We start from the raw sequence: 16,572 nt of genomic DNA, 5'->3' as shown, positions 1-16,572 counted from the left end.
GCGACATGGCCGACGGGGGCGAACTGGTCAAGGCCACCGAGCGACTGCTCGAGGGCAGGCACGGGAGGCTGGGGGCGTCCGCACTGCGGGCGGCCCTGGTCGACCTCTACGAGTTCTGGCTGGGCAGGGGAGCCTCGGCGGCCGGCGTCGACACCGCGGAACCGGGTGTCGCGCTGGTCGCCGTGGGCGGGCTCGGCCGCCGGGAACTGGTGCCGTTCTCGGATCTCGACCTGCTGCTGGTGCACAACGGCAACAGCGGCGTCGGCGAGATCGCGGACGCGCTCTGGTATCCCTTGTGGGACGCGAAAGTCGGGCTCGACCACTCGGTCCGCACACCCGGCGAAGCACTGAAGGTCGCTTCGGAGGACCTTCGCACGGCCATGGGCCTGCTCGACGCCCGGCACCTCGCCGGCGACGCCGAGCTGACCGGCCGTCTGGTCGCGGCGGCGCGGGACCAGTGGCGCCGCACCGCGCGCAAGCAGATCCCGGGCATGACGGCGTCGGTCCGGCAGCGCTGGGCGCGCAGCGGCGAGATCGCGCAGTCCGCCGAGCCGGATCTCAAGCACGGCCGGGGCGGGCTGCGGGACTTCGCCGTCCTGGAGGCGCTGGCCGCCGCGCAGCTGACCGCGCGTCCTGGCGAAGAACTGCTGGCGGCGAAAGAGCTTCTGCTGGACGTCCGCACCGAGCTGCGGCGCGAAATCCGGCGGGAACGCGACATCCTGTCCGCGCCGGAGGCCGAGCTGGTCGCCGCCGAACTCGGCTTCGGTGACCGCTTCACGCTGGCCCGCAAGCTTTCCGGCGCCGGTCGCACGATCGCCTACGCGCTGGATGTCGCCCTGCGGTCCACTGTGGACCCGCCGAAGCCACGGTTCGGACGCCGGCCTTCGCGGACTCCGCTGGCCGAAGGCGTCGTCCTGCACGGGAACGAGGTCGCGCTGGCCCGCGACGCCGTCCCGGCGAAGGACCCGGCACTGCTGCTGCGCGTCGCCGCCGCGTCGGCGCGCACGGGGAAGCCGATCGCGCTCGGCACGCTCAAAGCACTGGCCGAGTCCGCGCCGGAACTGCGGGCGCCGTGGCCCGCCGAGGCGTTGAACGCCCTGGTGGAGCTGCTCGGCGCGGGGGAGGGCCTGGTCGACGCGGTCGAGTCGCTCGACCGGACCGGGCTGTGGTCCCGGCTGTTCCCCGAGTGGGGCGCGGTCCGCGACCTGCCGCCGCGCTCGCCGGTGCACCAGTGGACCGTCGACCGGCACCTGATCCGCACCTGCGTCGAGGCGGCCAAGCTCACCACGACGGTCTCGCGGCCGGACCTGCTGCTGATCGGCGCGCTGCTGCACGACATCGGCAAAGGCCGCGACGCCGACCACTCCGAGCTCGGCGCCAAGATCTCGGCCCAGGTCGCGACGCGGCTCGGGCTGAGCCCGGCGGACGTGAGCACGGTGTCGGCGATGGTCCGCCACCACCTGCTGCTGCCGCACACCGCGACGCGCCGCGACATCAGCGAACCGGCCACGGTCGCGCGGGTGGTGAAGACCCTCGACAGCGATCTCGTCCTGGTCGAGTTGCTCCACGCGCTCACGCAGGCCGATTCGCTGGCCACCGGACCCGGTGTCTGGACGGACTGGAAGGCGCGGCTGCTCGCCGAGCTCGTCACCGGCTGCGAAGAAGTCCTGCGCGGCAAGGTGTTCACCGCGCCGGAACCGTTGAGCGACGAACAGCGTGAGCTCGTCGCGCAGGCTGTCGCCTCGGGCACCGGCGAAATCCGGATCAGCGCGCACGGCAAGGTCGTCACGGTGCTGCTCGCCGTGCCGGCCCGCGCCGAGCTGCTCGCGCCCGCGGCCGGCGTCCTGGCGTTGAACTCCCTGGAGGTGCACTCGGCCGTCCTGAGCGGTCACGACGGCGGGCGCGCCGGCGTGTTCACGGCGTCACCGAAGTTCGGCTCCCTGCCGGACGCGACGCTGCTGCGTGAGCAGTTCGCCCGCGCTGTCGCCGGCACGCTGCCGCTGACCCAGCGCCTGGCCGCGAAGGAACGCGACTACGGCTCGGGTGACGCGGCCCCCGTCGCGCCGAAGGTCCTCTGGTTCGACGACGAGACGACCGGACCCGACACGGTGGTCCTCGAACTGCGCGCGGCCGACCGGATCGGCCTGCTGTTCCGGGTCGCGGGCGCCCTGCGCCGCTGCGAAGCGGAGGTCCGCTGGGCGAAGGTGTCGACGCTGGGCGGCGCGGTGGTGGACTCGTTCGCGGTGACGCCGCGCGGCGGCCGCATCGAGCCGGGCTGGCGTCGCGAGGTGGAGCAGGCGATCCTGGCGGCGGCGTCGTGACGGCCGGTCACGACGCCGAGCCGGTGGCGCCGACGACGGGACGCCCGGTCCCGAGCCACCGCAGCAACGCCTCTTCGAGACCCGGTCCGCCGGCCCAGACGACGTAACCGTCCGGCCGGACGAGCCGCGGCCCGGCCCCGGCACGTGTCTCGACGCGGTCCGCCCACCCCGGCGGTAGCGCCGCGCCGACCAGTACGGCACGGCCGTCCGGTGCCGCCGGGACGTCCGTGGCGCGTTCCGCGACGCCCGGATACGTCAGCCCGAGCCCGGAGATCTCCATGGCCACCGCGCGGCGCGCCTCCGGGACGGCCAGCAGCCCCATGACGACCTCGCGCACGGCCGCCGCGTCGGGGTCGGGCACGCCGAGCACGGCCTGGGCCCGGGTGCTGACCAGGACGCGTGCCGCGACCGGGTGGCGTTCGCCGTGGTAGGTGTCGAGCAAGCCGGACGGCGCCGTGCCCCGGATCGTCGCGGCCAGTTTCCAGCCGAGGTTCGCAGCGTCCTGCAGGCCCAGGTTGAGCCCCTGGCCGCCCACCGGGAGGTGGATGTGCGCGGCGTCGCCGGCGAACAGCACCCGGCCGTGGCGGTAGCGCTCCAGCTGCCGGGACGCGTCGCCGAAGCGTGACGCCCACAGCACCTCACCCACGACGACCCCCGGCCCGTGCGCGGCGGTCAGCGCCCGCTGCAGCTCGCCGGCCGTGACCGGCTCGTCGCGACCAAGCCGTTGCTGCTCCTCGCCGAAGACCACCGTCCGGTAGCGGCCGCCCGAGAGCGGCAGCAGGTAACCCGAGCCCTGGGACGGCAGCTGCCAGTCTTCGGCCAGGCCGGCGGGCTTGGCGGCCAGCGTGAGATCGGCGACGACCAGCGAGACCCGTGCCGGACGGCCGGGGAACGCGGCGCCCAGCAGCGTCCGGACCGTGCTGTGCCCGCCGTCGGCGGCGACGAGCCACCCGGCGCGGTGCTCGCGGCCGCCCGCGGTGACCGTGACGCCGTCGTCGTCCTGCGTCACGGCGGTGACCGCCGCGCCGCGGAGCACGGGGGTGCGCAACCGCGCCTCGATCGCCGCCGCGACGTGCACCTGTTCCACGCCCAGCTGGTACGGGAAGCGCGTCGACAGGTCGCTGTAGCCGATCGGGACGCCGGAGAAGTGCCCGGCCGGCAGTTTCGCCTGAACGTGTGGCTCGATCGCGGTGAGCAGGCCGCGGTCGGCCAGCAGCTCGACCGATCGGGGCTGCAGGCCGAGGGCCTTCGACTGCGTGGTGGGCACCGCGTCGCGCTCCAGGACCAGCACGTCGAGCCCGGCGCGCTCCAGTTCGAACGCGGTCAGCAGGCCGGTCGGGCCCGCGCCCGCGACGAGGACGTCAGGCATCGAGGTTCTCCTTGCGCAGGTACCAGACGTGCCAGGTGATCAGCAAGGCCAGCGAGCCGAACCAGGCGACGGTCGTGACCAGCGAGATCAGGTCGATCGGCAGCGCGTAGACCAGCACGACGTGCACCACGGCGTTCGCCAGCAGGACCGCGCCCCACACCGCCGTGTTGACGCGCAGCCCGCGCCGGAACCGCGGGTCGGTGTCCCAGCGGGCCGCCCACGCGGCCGCGCCTTCCGCACCTCGCTTGACCTCGGCGATCGTGCGGCCGAGGGTCAGCTGCGCCGGCCGGCCGAGAAAGACCGAGACGAGCATCCACGCGCCGAACAGCCCGCCCAGCGCCGCTGTCCAGCCTTCGCGGATCGCCAGCGTGCGCGGGTCGTCCGACAGCAGGCCGAGCACGACCGACAGCACCAGGACGCTCAGCGTGACCAGCGCGACGACGTCGATCTTGCGGTTGCGGGCGATGGTCCACAGCACGTACGGCGCGGCGACGAGGACCCCGGCCATCAGCGCCCACCACTGGCTCACGCCCGCGGCGCGCAGGCCGTAGAACAGCGCCATCGGCACGACGACCTCGAACACGACGGCCAGCACGTTGGCGCGGACGACCCGGCGCAGGCCGGCGTCCGGTCCGGTCTTGGCTTCGATCATCACGTGGATCCCCCAGCGGATTCGGGTGCGGTCGCCCGCACGTAGAGGTCGGCGAGCTCGCGCCCAATGCGCGTGAGCTCGGCGGGGCCGGTCCCGGCCGCGGCCGCGGTGGCGACGACGGCGTCGAGCCCGGCGGTGAACGAGACCGCCGCGGTCCGGGGGTCGAAGGAGCCGAAGACGCCGGCCGCCTGCCCGGTGCGGAAGTGCTCTTCGAACAACGCGAGCCGCCCGTTCACGGCGTCGCTCTGCGAACCGGCGTTCTTGACGAGGTCGATCAGCGCCTTGACCTCGGCGGGGTGCTCACCGACGAGCTCGACGTTCGCCTCGACGTAGGCGCGCAGCTGCGCGACGTGGCCGACGGCCGCGTCGATGCGCGGCTGCATGAACGCCCCGGTGATCTCTTCGATTTCGGTGACGCACGCCTTGAGCAGGTCGTCCTTGCCCGCGAAGTGGTAGCTGATCATCCCGGTGCTCGACAGGCCGGCGTGCTTGGCGATCCGGCTGAACGACGCCTTGAGGTAGCCGGCTTCGGCGATCACGGCGATCGCCGCCCGCACGATCTGGGCTCGCCGGCCGGACTCGGTGAACGTTCTTGCTCGCATGAGCAAAATTTAGCTCAACCGAGCAAAATCGGCAAACGCGCTGGTCTGACTCGGTTTTCGGGACAGATGTCAGGCGGTCGCGGTGCCGTCGACGACCTGGTTGCGGCCAGCGTCCTTGGCGCGGTACAGGGCCTTGTCCGCCGCCTGCAGCAGGCGGTCGACAGCCGTGCCGCCGTCCGGGTAGGTCGCCACGCCGATCGAGGCCGACAGGTCGCCGATCACCCGGACGCGGCTGCCGTCCTCGTACTCGACCTTCAGCGTTTCGATCGCGGATCGGATGCGCTCGGCCACGGCGAGCGCCGCCGCCGGGCTGATGTCCGGGAGCAGCACGACGAACTCCTCGCCGCCGAAGCGGCCGACCGAGTCGTAGTCCCGGACCGCGCTCTTGATCGTCGCCGCGACCGCGCGCAGCACCGCGTCACCCGCCAGGTGGCCGTGCTCGTCGTTGATCGACTTGAAGTGGTCGAGATCGATCATCAGCACGCCGAACGTGCTTCGCGTGCTGCGCTGGGCACGCGCCAGTTCGCGCGAAGCGAGCAGATGCCACCCGGTCGTGTTGAACAGGCCCGTCTTCTCGTCGGTCGTCGCCGCGATCTCCAGCTGCTTGATCAGCACCGCACGGTGCAGGACCAGCAGCGGCGGCACGATCGCGACGGCGAGCGCGGGCAGCGTCGCCAGCGTCAACGCGGTGAGCAGGCCCAGGCAGAGCGTCGCGACCTCGAGGAGGTTGTCGCCGAGGCCGCCGAAGAACGCCGTCACCGAGCGCTTCGTGATCGTCAGCGCTGGGACGATCGTGATCGCCGAGACGACGAAGTACGTCACCGCGGCCAGCGCGATGGCCGTGACGCCGCGCCAGCCCGCCGTCAGGGCCGCGTACATGTCCGGCACGCCGAGGCGGCTCAGCACGAAGTCGGCCGAGTAGCAGGTGATGACGACCAGCGTCGCGTTGAGCGTGGTCCGGAACGGCGGGACCCGCTTGATCCGCGCCAGGCTGCGCGTCGCCAGGTGCAGGTAGAGGACGGCGACCAGCGCCGTGCCGAGCGCGGGCGGCAGGAGCAGGACGCCGGCGAACGTCCAGACCGACGTGAGGTTGATGTGCGGGGTGTCGGACACGAGCCGCCGGACGCGCTCGATCTGCCTGCCCAGCTCCGCCTGGAGGACGCCGAGGCCGGCCAGGACGCCGAAGACGAACAGGTCCCAGCCGCGCACGGGCACCGTGACGGCGGTCCGGACGGTGGCCACGAGCGCCACGGACTCGACGAGGAAGCAGTAGAAGATCAGTGATCCGCGCTGCCGCCAGAGGGTCCAGCGAGCAGGATTCAGCGCCCCACGGATCCGGCCCACGCGGGGTTCGGCCGGACGGGCGCCGTCCATACTCAAGGCGGTGCACCCCCTGGGTGATCCGACGATCCGCGTCCACCCCACCACATCGGGCGGCCGCGATCGATGATTGCCACACGATCGGAGCAGTGAAGGGAGGCCGCCGCCATGCGCAACCGCGAGTCGTGAAACCCCGTGAGTGTTGATGTGCCGGTTCGCCCGGAAGGAGTGCTGTCGTGCGTAATCGCGAGTCCTGAATCGTCGCTTGCCCGGATCGCGCCGAGAGGAGAGCGCTGTGCGTAATCGCGAGTCGTGAGCCGTCGCCGCCTGTCCGAGCGTCCTGAGAGGAGCACCGCCGTGCGTAACCGCGAGTCCTGAACTCGCCGTGCCCAGTCCGTCCCAGCAGGAGAGGGGAACGTCACCATGCGCAACCGTGAGTCCTGACCGGCCGCGGGTCCGGGTGGGGCCGCTCAGGCGGTCGCGCCGCCGTCGACCACCAGGTCGTGCCCGACGGTGAAGGCCGCTTCGTCCGAAGCCAGCCACAGCACCGCGGCGGCCACCTCGGCCGTCGCCCCCACCCGGCCCAGCGGGATCGCGTTCTTCAGCCGCGCGGCGCGGTCCGTCTCGGTCTCGCCGGGACGTCGCGACATGTCCGTGTCGGTGGCTCCCGGGCTGACCGCGTTGATGCGGACGCCGTCGGCGATGTGGTCGCGCGCCGCCGTGCGGGTCAGGGCGCTCACCGCCGCCTTCGACGCGGCGTAGGCCGCCATGTTCGGCAGCCGCCCGTGCGCGCCGATGTTCGACGCCATGTTGACGATCGCGCCGCCGCCGTGCGCCCGCATGTGCGCCACCTCGTGCTTCAGGCACAGCCACGTCCCGGTGACGTTCGTGCCGAGCACCGCGGCGAAGTCGTCCTCGCCGAGGTCGGCGACCGGCGCGGGCGAGCCGAGGATGCCCGCGTTGTTGAACGCGACGTCCAGCCCGCCGTGCCGCGCGACGACCGTTTCCACCATCCGCGCGACGTCCGCCGAATCGGTGACGTCGACGGTGACCGCGCTCGCGTCGCCGCCGATCTCCGCCACCGCGGACGCGAGCCGTCCCTCGTCCCGGCCCGCGACGACCACCGTCGCGCCTTCGGCCGCGAACGCCCGCGCCGTGGCCCGTCCGATGCCCGAGCCGCCGCCGGTCACCAGGACGACCTTGCCCGTGAACCGTGCCCCCATGGTGTGCCTTCTTTCTGGTTCGATCAGTCTTGAATGAGAACCCGCATCGCCTGCGAGACGGCCGCTTCCAGCCGGTCCGCCGCGTCGGTGCCCTTGCCCAGGACGCGCAGTCCCTGGAGCACGGTGAGCAGGAAGCGCGCGAGTGTCGCCGGGTCGCTTCCGCCGCGAAGCTCGCCCTGGGCCTTCGCCCGTTCCAACGCCATGGTGAGCGCGACCTCCAGGGTGTCCCAGCTGCGTTCGACCAGCCGTGCGACCTCGGGATCGCGGGGGAGCAGCTCGATCGCCGCGTTGACGACGAAGCACCCCATCCTGGTCTCGTCGCCGAGGATTTCCCTGCGGTAGCCGTCGAAAAGCCGCCGCACCGCCGCCACGCCCGACCCGGGTGCGGACAGTTCGGTCATCACCCGCGTGTCGGCCCGCTCGGCGTAGCGCTTCAATGCCGTGACGTAGAAGTCGTGCTTCGTGCCGAAGGTGGCGTAGAGGCTCGCCTTCGCGACGCCGAGGTGTGTGACGAGGTCGCTGACCGACGTCGCTTCGTAGCCCTGACGCCGGAAGAGCGTGAGCGCGGCGTCGCACGCTTCGTCGACGTCGAACTCCTTGACCCGGGACATGATCCACACCTTAGTCTTAACGAGAACGATCGGTCAAATAAACGTCGAGCGGTGTGTCGCGTCCGGTCACGGCTCGTGCGGTGGCACTATGGCTGCTCTGACCGGCCCGAGGGGGTGAGCGATGCAGGACTCGCCGCGGCTGACGCTGCCACTGACGGTCGTCGCCGGCCACCTCCGCTCCTGCGCGGAGGATCTCGCCGCCGGCCTGTCCGGCGGCGGCCCGGGCGCCACCATGGCCGAACTCACCGACGTCGTCGCCCAGCTGGTCGCCGGCCAGGAAGCCATCTCGCACGCGCTCGCCGGCCTCGCCGCCCGGGTCGAGGGCGGAACGGACGCGCTCGCCGCGGCGCCGCCGCTGGACGTCGAGGTGGTCACGGAAGTACTCCGCGCGGCGGCCATCGCCGCCCGCTGTTCGGCCGAAGCGCTGGACGAGGTCACGCCGTCGTTCGAATGTGTGAGCGAATCCGTCGCGCCTGACACCCGTTTGTAGCTGTCGGCGTGCGCGGCCGCCTGCCTAGCCTGGAGCTGCGGAGGTGGCTCATGCGGGCGGTGTGGACGGGCACGATCGGGTTCGGCAGCTACGCCATTCCGGTGAAGGCGTTCAGCGCCACCGAGGATCGCGAACTCCCGCTGCATCAGGTCCACGAGGCCGACGGCGGCCGGATCCGGGTGAAGCGGGTCTGCGAGGTCGACGGCGCCGAAGTACCACCCGAAGAGATCATCCGCGGGTACCCCGTTCCCGGTGGCGACGTCGTCCTGCTGTCGGACCACGAACTCGCGTCGCTGCCGATGCCCGGCCGCACGATCGCCATCCGCGGCTTCGCGCCGCTCGCCGAGGTCGACCCGATCTGGTTCGCCAAGAGCTGCTACCTCGAGCCGGAGCCGGCGGGCACCAAGCCGTACGTGCTGTTCAGCGAGGCGTTGCAGCAGTCCGGACGGACCGCGCTGGTCACCGTCGCGCTGCGCCGCCGCGAGACGCTCGGCGCGCTGCGGGTGCGTGACCAGGTGATCGTCCTGGAGACCATGCGGTGGCCGGACGAGGTGCGCGCGCCGGACTTCCCGTTCCAGCACGCGGACGTCGACATCCGGCCGGGCGAGCTGCGGCGCGCGGTGAGCCTGGTCGAGGAGCTGACCGGCGGGTTCGACCCCGCCCGGTACCCGGACCGCTGGCGCGAAGCCTTCCACGCGCTGGTCCAGGCCAAGATCGACGGCGCGGAGGTCGTCCAGCCGACGGCCGCCGAACAGGCGGAGGGCGTGACGCGGCTGCTGGCCGCCTTGCAGGAGTCGGCATCCGAAGCCGAGGACACGCGCAACGCGGCCGTCGCGAAGGCCAAAGCCGCGGCGGCGAGGGCCGCGAAGGCGCGTACGGCGGCGAAGCGGGCCGCGAGCCGCGGGCGCGCGAAGACGTCTTGAGTATTACTACCCACGGGTAATTGAGGGTTCTTCCACTGCTGACCGGGGTCCCGGAGCGGCAGACTTCGTCCTGCCAGCGGGTACCGGACCGCTGGTGAGGGGGGAGAACCGGACGGCCCCTGGGGAGGTGAGCCGTCCGGGGACCAGGGTTCCGGGGCGGGCCGAGGGAGGAGCGGCCCGTGCCCGGAACCCGTGCCGCACCGCGGGGAGGCGGCGCGACACGAGGGGGAGCCGCGAAAGCCGCCGCGGGGAGACGAGGGGTCTCCGCGGCGGCTTTCAGGCGTCCGCGACCCGGAGCATCAGGTCCGACGCCAGCTTCAGCAGCTGCCGCTCGGTCGGCGAGAGGGTCGCTTCGATCGCACCGGCCAGCCAGCGTTCCCGCCGGACGCTGTACTCCCGCAGCACCGCGAGCCCGTCCGGGGTGATGCTGACCAGCGAGCGGCGCCCGTCTTCCGGGTCCGGCGAGCGCGTGACCAGCCCGCGTTCGGTCACCCACGCGAGGATCCGGGTCAGCGACTGCGGCTGCAGCCGTTCGGCTTCGGCCAGCTCGGTCGGCGTGTGCGTGCCCGCCCGGTAGAGCCTGCTCAGCACGGCCAGCACCGCCGGGCCCGGGCCGTTGGGGTCCCGCTCCGCGCGCATCCGCCAGTTGAGCCGCCCGACGCCTTCGCGCACCCGCCAGGCCAGGTCGGCCAGCTCGGGGTCCGCGCTGACCGGTGAAGCGACGTCGGGTTCGGGCTGCATGCCCCCAGGTTAGGCGGTTCCCCGCACGAGCCGGGCATACCGCCCGTCGCGCGCCAGCAGCTGCTCGTGCGTCCCGCGTTCGACGATCCGGCCCTCGTGCAGCACCACGATCTGGTCGGCACGCTCCACAGTGGACAGCCGGTGCGCGATGGTCAGCGTCGTGCGGCCCGCGGCCAGCCGGTCCAGCTCGGCCTGCACCGAGCGTTCGGTGCTCGTGTCCAGCGCGCTGGTCGCCTCGTCGAGGATGAGCACCGGCGGGTTGCGCAGCAGGATCCGCGCGATCGCCATCCGCTGCTTCTCGCCGCCGGAGAACCGGTAGCCCCGCTGGCCGACGACGGTGGCGTAGCCCTCGGGCAGCGCGGCGAGCGTGTCGTGGATGTGCGCGGCCTTCGCGGCCCGCTCGATCTCCTCGTCGGTCGCGTCCGGCTTCGCGAAGCGCAGGTTTTCCCGCACGGTGTCGTGGAACAGGTAAGTTTCCTGCGACACCATCCCGACGCCCGCCGCGAGCGAAGCCAGCGTCACGTCCCGGACGTCGACGCCGTCGATCGTCACCGATCCGCTGGTCACCTCGTACAGCCGCGCCACCAGGTAGGCGAGCGTCGTCTTGCCCGAGCCGGTCGAGCCGACGAGCGCGGTCGTGGTCCCGGCCGGGACGTCGAGGTCGATGTCCGTCAGCGTCAGCGGCCCGTCTTCGCCGTAGCGGAAGGAGACGCCGCGCATGGCGACGTCGCCGCGGCGCACCACCAGCTCGCGCGCGCCCGGCTTGTCGCTGATCTCCACCGGCAGGTCCAGTACCTCGAAGATGCGCCCGAACAGCGCCTTCGACGTCGCCACGTTCTGCCCGATCGTCTGCATCGCGCTCGCCGGCGCGACCAGCCGGTTGAGCATGCTGGTGAACGCCACGACCGTGCCGAGCGAAATCGGCGACGCGCCGTTCGCCAGCGCGACCCCGGCGATCCAGTAGACCAGCGCCGGGATCACCGTCAGGCTCATCGCCCGCGACGCGAGCTGCCAGCGCCCGGCGAGCGCGGCGGCGCGCTCGAGCGCCGCGATCTCCCGCGACTCGGCGCCGAAGCGCTCGCGCATCGCCCGCTCGTTGCCCATCGTCTTGGCCAGCAGCACGCCGGTGACCGACAGCGACTCCTCGACCATCGTCGTCAGCCGGGCCATCCGCCGCGTCCGGCCGCGGGCCAGGTTCCGCCGCTTCTTGCCCAGGCGCAGCGTGAACAGCAGGAACAACGGCACGACGACGAGCGAGAGCGCCGCGAGCTGCCAGTCGAGCGCGATCAGCGCGACGACGATGGCGGTGGTCGTGGTCAGGTTCTGCACCATCGACCCGGCGGTCGTGGTGATCACGTTGTCGACGCCGCCGATGTCGTTGAACACCCGCGAGAGCACTTCGCCGCTCTTCGTCCGGGTGAAGAAGCCGAGCGACATCCGCTGCAGATGGCCGTAGACCGACACGCGCAGCTCGTTCATCACGCGTTGCCCGATCGTGTTGGACAGCCCGGTGGTCGCCACCTGCAGGGCGCCGCTGCCGACGGCGCAGGCGATCATCCCGCCTGCCAGCAGGCTGAGCAGCAGGGTGTCGCGGTCCGGCAGGGCGTCGTCGAGGATTTCGCGCAGGAGGAACGGCGAGGTGACGCCGAGGCCCGCCTGCACCACGATCAGCGCGAACAGCGCCGTCATGGCCCCGCGGTGCGGGCGGAACAGCCCGGCGATCCGCCGGAGCGGGACCGGTTCGTCGGCGTCGGCGGCCGGTTCGGCGAGCGACGGCCGGGGTCTGGTCGCGAAAGTCATACACGTATGTTTACTGATTTGGTGCGCCACAACCAAGCGTTTTCCCAGAGTGGGCCACTAACTACTACATGAGCGTGTACCAAACGCCTGTGCGAACTTCGCGTACCCGTGAGCCGGGGAAGCCGGAGCGACTACCCTCGGGAGGGCCGGCCTCGCCCGGCGCGCCACTCTCGACCCAGCTGGAGCGTGCACACCCGTGTTCGACACCCTGTCCGATCGGCTCACCGCCGCCCTGCAGACGCTCACGCGCAAGGGCAGGCTGTCCGACGCCGACATCGACGCCACCGCGCGCGAGATCCGCATCGCGCTGCTGGAGGCCGACGTCGCCCTCGGCGTGGTCAAGACCTTCATCGCGAGGATCAAGGAGCGCGCGAAGGGTGCCGAGGTCTCCCAGGCGCTCAACCCCGCGCAGCAGGTCATCAAGATCGTCAACGAGGAGCTCGTCGCGATCCTCGGCGGCGAGACCCGGCGGCTCAACCTGGCCAAGACCCCGCCGACCGTGATCATGCTGGCGGGTCTGCAGGGTGCCGGCAAGACGACGCTCGCCGGCAAGCTCGCGCTGTGGCTGAAGAAACAGGGCCACGCGCCGATGCTGGTCGCCTGTGACCTCCAGCGCCCGAACGCCGTCACGCAGCTGCAGGTCGTCGGCGAGCGCGCCGGTGTCGTCACCTTCGCGCCCGAGCCCGGCAACGGCGTCGGCGACCCGGTCGACGTCGCCCGCCGCGCCATCGCCGAGGCCAAGCACGCGCAGCACGACGTCGTCGTGGTCGACACCGCGGGCCGGCTGGGCGTCGACGAAGAGCTGATGAAGCAGGCCGCGGACATCCGCGACGCGGTCGACCCCGACGAGGTCCTGTTCGTCGTCGACGCGATGATCGGCCAGGACGCCGTCACCACGGCCGAGGCGTTCCGCGACGGCGTCGGCTTCACCGGCGTCGTGCTCACCAAGCTCGACGGCGACGCCCGCGGTGGTGCCGCGCTGAGCGTCCGCGAGATCACCGGCCAGCCGATCCTCTTCGCCTCCAACGGCGAGAAGCTCGAGGACTTCGACACCTTCCACCCGGACCGGATGGCGTCGCGGATCCTCGGCATGGGTGACGTGCTCACCCTGATCGAGCAGGCCGAGCAGGCCTTCGACCAGAAGCAGGCCGAGAAGGCCGCCGAGAAGCTCTCCAGCGGCCAGCTCACCCTGGAGGACTTCCTCGAGCAAATGCTCGCGGTCCGCAAGATGGGCCCGATCGGCAACCTGCTCGGCATGCTGCCGGGCGCGGGCCAGATGAAGGACCAGCTCGCCCAGGTCGACGACAAGCACCTGGACAAGCTGCAGGCGATCATCCGCGGCATGACCCCGGCCGAGCGCGACGACCCGAAGATCATCAACGGGTCCCGGCGGCTGCGCATCGCCAACGGATCCGGCGTCACCGTCCGCGAGGTCAACGACCTGGTCAACCGGTTCTTCGAGGCCCGCAAGATGATGGCCCAGATGGCCGGCCGGTTCGGCTTCGGCGGCGGGGGCGGCTCGAAGTCCCGCAAGGGCAAGAAGGGCAAGAAGGGCCGCGGCCCGACCCCGCCCAAGGTCCGCGGCGGCTTCCCCGGCGGCATGCCGATGCTGCCGCCGGGCGGCGGGATGCCGGGTGGCATGCCCGACCTGTCACAGCTGGGCGGCATGAACGACGTCCCGGGCTTCGACCCGTCGAAGTTCAAGCTGCCGAAGAACCCGAAGGACAATTGAGCACGGCGCTCCACGCCGCCGGGGTGGTCTTGCCCGGCGGCGAGACCCGCGAGCTGTGGATCACCCGCGGCCGGATCTCGTTCGAGCCGGTGCCCGGTGCCGAGACGCTGGGCCGGGACGTCTTCCTCGTGCCCGGCCTGGTCGACGCGCACTGCCACCCCGGCATCGGCGTCGGTGGCCCGGTCTCGCTCGAAGAAGCGACCGAGCAGGCGATCACCGACCGGGACGCGGGCACGTTGCTCATCCGCGACTGCGGCCTGCCGATCGACGTCCGGCCGCTGCAGCAGCGCGCCGACCTGCCGACGATCATCCGCGCCGGACGGCACCTCGCCCTGGCCAAGCGGTACATCCCGGGCCTGGGCATCGAGCTGGACGACCCGGCACGGCTGCCCGGAGCCGTCGCCGAGCAGGCCCGTGACGGCGACGGCTGGGTCAAGCTGGTCGGCGACTGGATCGACCGCCGTGCCGGCGACCTCGCGCCGCTGTGGCCGGACGACGTCCTGGCCGAAGCGGTCAAGGTCGCGCACGACAACGGCGCCCGCGTCACCGCGCACGTGTTCGGCGAAGCCGCGCTGCCCGGGCTGATCGCGTCCGGCATCGACTGCCTCGAGCACGGCACGGGCCTGAGCGCCGACCAGCTCGCGGAACTGGCGCGTCACGACGTCGCACTCGTGCCGACGCTCATCAACATCGAGAACTTCCCCGGCATCGCGGACAAGGCGGGCAAGTACCCGACATACGCGGCACACATGCGGGCCCTGCACGCCGGCGTCGGCGAGATGGTCGCAACGGCCGTCGAAGCGGGCGTACGCGTCTTCGCGGGCAGTGACGCGGGTGGCATGGTCGCGCACGGCAGGCTCGTCGACGAGATCGAGGCACTGCACCGCGCGGGCATGACGCGCGAGCAGGCTCTCGCGAGCGCGTCCTGGGCCGCCCGCGACTGGCTCGGCCACCCCGGCATCACCGACGGCGCACCCGCCGACCTGCTCGTCTACGCGAGCGATCCGCGCGCGGACCTCGGTGTCCTGCGGCACCCGGAGCACATCGTGCTCGGCGGTGTCGTGTACGCCTAGACCCCCGCTGTTTTCCTTGCGGGGTCGGCACTTTAGCGTTGGGACCGTGACGGACGACGACGGCGCACGGCGCGTGCTGGGGGCGCACTGGTGTTTCGTGGCGTTCTTCGCGGGGATCGCCGGCTACTACCTCGTCAATCTGCTGATCGCCGCCGCGGTCAACCGCAACGTCGGCGAGTTCGACCCCTTGGAGCTGCACGACATCGGCCCGCTGCTGCTCCTGGCGTTCGTGCCGAACCTGCTGCTCGGCCTCGGCCCCGCGGCCGGCTCGTGGCGCTGGGGCCGCGGGCTGCGCGCCGACTTCGGGCTCACGCCGACCTGGCGCGACGTCCGGATCGGCCTCGCCTGCGGCACCCTCGCGCTGGTGGTCGGCTACCTGCTCAACCTGATGCTGATCGCCGTCTACGGCGCCGACGACGTCTCCGACAGCCCGCTCACCGACCTCGCCGACACCTTCGACGGCGACACCGTCTGGCTGGTGCTCGCCGCGGTGATCGTCATCGCCGGCGCCCCGATCACCGAGGAGCTGCTGGTCCGCGGCACCCTGTGGAACGCGCTGTCGTTCCACCGGATCCCGCCGTGGGTCGTGCTCGTGCTCACCTCGCTCGTGTTCGCCCAGCTGCACGGCGAGCCGACCCGCACCATCGCCCTCTTCGGCCAGGGCATCGCGATCGGGCTGGCCCGGCACCTGTCCGGCCGGGTGAGCGCCGGGGTGATCGCGCACGCGGCCAACAACCTGCCGCCGGCGGTGCTGCTGTTCGTCGCGCACTGAGGCATTGCGAAGACCGATGGACGGTAGTCGGGCGGATACTGTGCGATCACATCCCGGCGGCTAGGCTCGCCAGCAGGAGCCGAGCGATCGCGGAGGGCAAGGCGTGACCACTTCCCAGCCCCGGGACCCGGCTCCCGACACCACGTTCCCCGATCCCGAGGAGCCCGCCGCGACCGCGTTCCTCCCGCCCCCGCGGCGGCACCGGTGGGGCTTCGGGGCCTTCCTGCTCGTCGAGGCCGTGCTGCTGGCGTCGGCGGCGTTCGTGTCGGCGCTCGTCGGCGACACCGGCCCCGGCCCGCTGCCGATCCGCGTCGTGCTGCTCGGCACCATGCTGCCGACGATGATCGCGGCCGGCGTCGCGGTGCTGATCACCTTCGTGCGCGGCAACGGACCCGTCGCCGACCTGCGGCTCGAGTGGCGCTGGGCCGACGTGCGCACCGGGTTCCGCTACGGCTGCGTCGGGCTCGTCTTCACCACCCTCGGCGCGTACCTGTGGACGCGGCTGGTCGGCGACGCCAACGCGACGTCCGCGATCAGCGCGCTGGTCGAGGACCGGAAGATGTCGGTCTCGGCGGCCATCGTGATGTTCGTCTACCTCTGGCTGCTCGGCCCGATCTGCGAAGAGATCATCTACCGCGGCCTGCTCTGGGGCGCCGCCGAGCAGCTGCAGTGGCGCAGCGAGCGGTGGGGCCGCGTCGCGGCGTTCCTGCTGTCGACGGCGGTGTTCGCGGCGAGCCACCTCGAGCCGCTGCGGACGACGTTGCTGCTGGTCATCGCGGTGCCGATCGGCCTGGCCCGGCTCGTCACCGGGCGGCTGCCGGGCAGTATCGTCGCGCACCAGGTGAACAACTTCCTCCCGGCGCTGACCATCCTGCTCGGGGCGCTCGGGGTGGCCTCTTTCTGAGTGCGCGGGTGCCATCTGGCAGAATGGTCCACTGCCTGC

Annotated in this window: 15 protein-coding genes; 7 read left to right on the top strand and 8 right to left on the bottom strand. The window is 72.1% G+C overall.

The genetic code is table 11. The features are described 5' to 3' along the window. Positions 1-5: 5 nt before the first annotated feature. Complete coding sequence (locus BT341_RS38875; RefSeq protein WP_072480970.1) at positions 6-2,321, top strand: [protein-PII] uridylyltransferase; 2,316 nt, start codon at positions 6-8, stop codon at positions 2,319-2,321. A 7-nt stretch (positions 2,322-2,328) separates the two neighbouring features. Here BT341_RS38875 and BT341_RS38870 read toward each other — a convergent pair whose 3' ends face one another. The 6 genes from BT341_RS38870 to BT341_RS38845 form a co-directional block, all read right to left on the bottom strand. Then, the gene (locus tag BT341_RS38870) at positions 2,329-3,690 is read right to left on the bottom strand and encodes an FAD-dependent oxidoreductase (RefSeq protein ID WP_072480969.1); all 1,362 of its coding nucleotides are present in this window, start codon (positions 3,688-3,690) and stop codon (positions 2,329-2,331) included. Continuing rightward, positions 3,683-4,342: a VC0807 family protein gene (locus BT341_RS38865; RefSeq protein WP_177329000.1), complete on the bottom strand. Its 660-nt coding sequence runs from the start codon at positions 4,340-4,342 to the stop codon at positions 3,683-3,685. The genes BT341_RS38870 and BT341_RS38865 overlap by 8 nt, the downstream gene beginning before the upstream one ends. Further along, positions 4,342-4,944 carry a TetR/AcrR family transcriptional regulator gene (locus tag BT341_RS38860; protein ID WP_177328999.1) on the bottom strand — a complete coding sequence of 201 codons (603 nt, stop codon included), beginning with the start codon at positions 4,942-4,944 and terminating at the stop codon, positions 4,342-4,344. Before BT341_RS38860 ends, BT341_RS38865 begins: the two co-directional genes overlap by 1 nt. A 69-nt stretch (positions 4,945-5,013) precedes the next feature. Further along, on the bottom strand, positions 5,014-6,318 hold the full coding sequence (locus BT341_RS38855) for a GGDEF domain-containing protein (protein WP_072480966.1): 1,305 nt from the start codon (positions 6,316-6,318) through the stop codon (positions 5,014-5,016). A 416-nt stretch (positions 6,319-6,734) separates the two neighbouring features. Next, positions 6,735-7,487 (bottom strand): glucose 1-dehydrogenase, encoded by a 753-nt coding sequence (locus BT341_RS38850; protein ID WP_072480965.1) that lies wholly within the window; start codon positions 7,485-7,487, stop codon positions 6,735-6,737. Between the two features lie 23 nt (positions 7,488-7,510). Next, entirely contained in the window at positions 7,511-8,098 is a 588-nt protein-coding gene (locus BT341_RS38845; RefSeq protein WP_072480964.1) for a TetR/AcrR family transcriptional regulator, read from the bottom strand. A 121-nt stretch (positions 8,099-8,219) separates the two neighbouring features. On the opposite strand from BT341_RS38845, the gene BT341_RS38840 reads away from it, so the two are divergent. Beyond that, on the top strand, positions 8,220-8,588 hold the full coding sequence (locus tag BT341_RS38840; protein WP_072480963.1) for a hypothetical protein: 369 nt from the start codon (positions 8,220-8,222) through the stop codon (positions 8,586-8,588). A 50-nt stretch (positions 8,589-8,638) separates the two neighbouring features. After that, entirely contained in the window at positions 8,639-9,511 is an 873-nt protein-coding gene (ku, locus tag BT341_RS38835) for a non-homologous end joining protein Ku (protein WP_072480962.1), read from the top strand. 276 nt (positions 9,512-9,787) lie between these two features. Here the strand turns inward: ku and BT341_RS38830 are convergent, their stop codons facing one another. Both BT341_RS38830 and BT341_RS38825 read right to left on the bottom strand, forming a co-directional pair. Continuing rightward, complete coding sequence (locus BT341_RS38830; protein ID WP_072480961.1) at positions 9,788-10,252, bottom strand: MarR family winged helix-turn-helix transcriptional regulator; 465 nt, start codon at positions 10,250-10,252, stop codon at positions 9,788-9,790. Between the two features lie 9 nt (positions 10,253-10,261). Then, positions 10,262-12,052 (bottom strand): ABC transporter ATP-binding protein, encoded by a 1,791-nt coding sequence (locus BT341_RS38825; RefSeq protein ID WP_072480960.1) that lies wholly within the window; start codon positions 12,050-12,052, stop codon positions 10,262-10,264. A gap of 196 nt (positions 12,053-12,248) precedes the next feature. Here BT341_RS38825 and ffh point away from each other — a divergent pair, with 196 nt between their 5' ends. The 4 genes from ffh (at position 12,249) to BT341_RS38805 (ending at position 16,533) form a co-directional block, all read left to right on the top strand. Beyond that, complete coding sequence (gene ffh / locus BT341_RS38820) at positions 12,249-13,784, top strand: signal recognition particle protein (RefSeq protein WP_072480959.1); 1,536 nt, start codon at positions 12,249-12,251, stop codon at positions 13,782-13,784. Beyond that, entirely contained in the window at positions 13,781-14,857 is a 1,077-nt protein-coding gene (locus tag BT341_RS38815) for an amidohydrolase family protein (protein WP_072480958.1), read from the top strand. The genes ffh and BT341_RS38815 overlap by 4 nt, the downstream gene beginning before the upstream one ends. 46 nt (positions 14,858-14,903) lie before the next feature. Next, entirely contained in the window at positions 14,904-15,629 is a 726-nt protein-coding gene (locus tag BT341_RS38810) for a CPBP family intramembrane glutamic endopeptidase (protein ID WP_072480957.1), read from the top strand. A 103-nt stretch (positions 15,630-15,732) separates the two neighbouring features. Further along, a complete protein-coding gene (locus tag BT341_RS38805) occupies positions 15,733-16,533 on the top strand; it encodes a CPBP family intramembrane glutamic endopeptidase (RefSeq protein WP_072480956.1) in 801 nt (266 codons plus the stop codon). The last annotated feature ends 39 nt before the right edge of the window (positions 16,534-16,572 follow it).

Source organism: Amycolatopsis australiensis (genome assembly GCF_900119165.1).
GTDB lineage: Bacteria > Actinomycetota > Actinomycetes > Mycobacteriales > Pseudonocardiaceae > Amycolatopsis > Amycolatopsis australiensis.
This window is presented reverse-complemented; position numbering and strand designations above follow the sequence as displayed.

Bases quoted from the DNA above. Each gene is read 5' to 3' on its own strand.
- BT341_RS38875 (WP_072480970.1), top strand. From the start codon at position 6: ATGGCCGACGGGGGCGAACTGGTCAAGGCCACCGAGCGACTGCTCGAG.
- BT341_RS38870 (WP_072480969.1), bottom strand. From the start codon at position 3,690: ATGCCTGACGTCCTCGTCGCGGGCGCGGGCCCGACCGGCCTGCTGACC.
- BT341_RS38865 (WP_177329000.1), bottom strand. From the start codon at position 4,342: ATGATCGAAGCCAAGACCGGACCGGACGCCGGCCTGCGCCGGGTCGTC.
- BT341_RS38860 (WP_177328999.1), bottom strand. From the start codon at position 4,944: ATGCGAGCAAGAACGTTCACCGAGTCCGGCCGGCGAGCCCAGATCGTG.
- BT341_RS38855 (WP_072480966.1), bottom strand. From the start codon at position 6,318: ATGGACGGCGCCCGTCCGGCCGAACCCCGCGTGGGCCGGATCCGTGGG.
- BT341_RS38850 (WP_072480965.1), bottom strand. From the start codon at position 7,487: ATGGGGGCACGGTTCACGGGCAAGGTCGTCCTGGTGACCGGCGGCGGC.
- BT341_RS38845 (WP_072480964.1), bottom strand. From the start codon at position 8,098: ATGTCCCGGGTCAAGGAGTTCGACGTCGACGAAGCGTGCGACGCCGCG.
- BT341_RS38840 (WP_072480963.1), top strand. From the start codon at position 8,220: ATGCAGGACTCGCCGCGGCTGACGCTGCCACTGACGGTCGTCGCCGGC.
- ku (WP_072480962.1), top strand. From the start codon at position 8,639: ATGCGGGCGGTGTGGACGGGCACGATCGGGTTCGGCAGCTACGCCATT.
- BT341_RS38830 (WP_072480961.1), bottom strand. From the start codon at position 10,252: ATGCAGCCCGAACCCGACGTCGCTTCACCGGTCAGCGCGGACCCCGAG.
- BT341_RS38825 (WP_072480960.1), bottom strand. From the start codon at position 12,052: ATGACTTTCGCGACCAGACCCCGGCCGTCGCTCGCCGAACCGGCCGCC.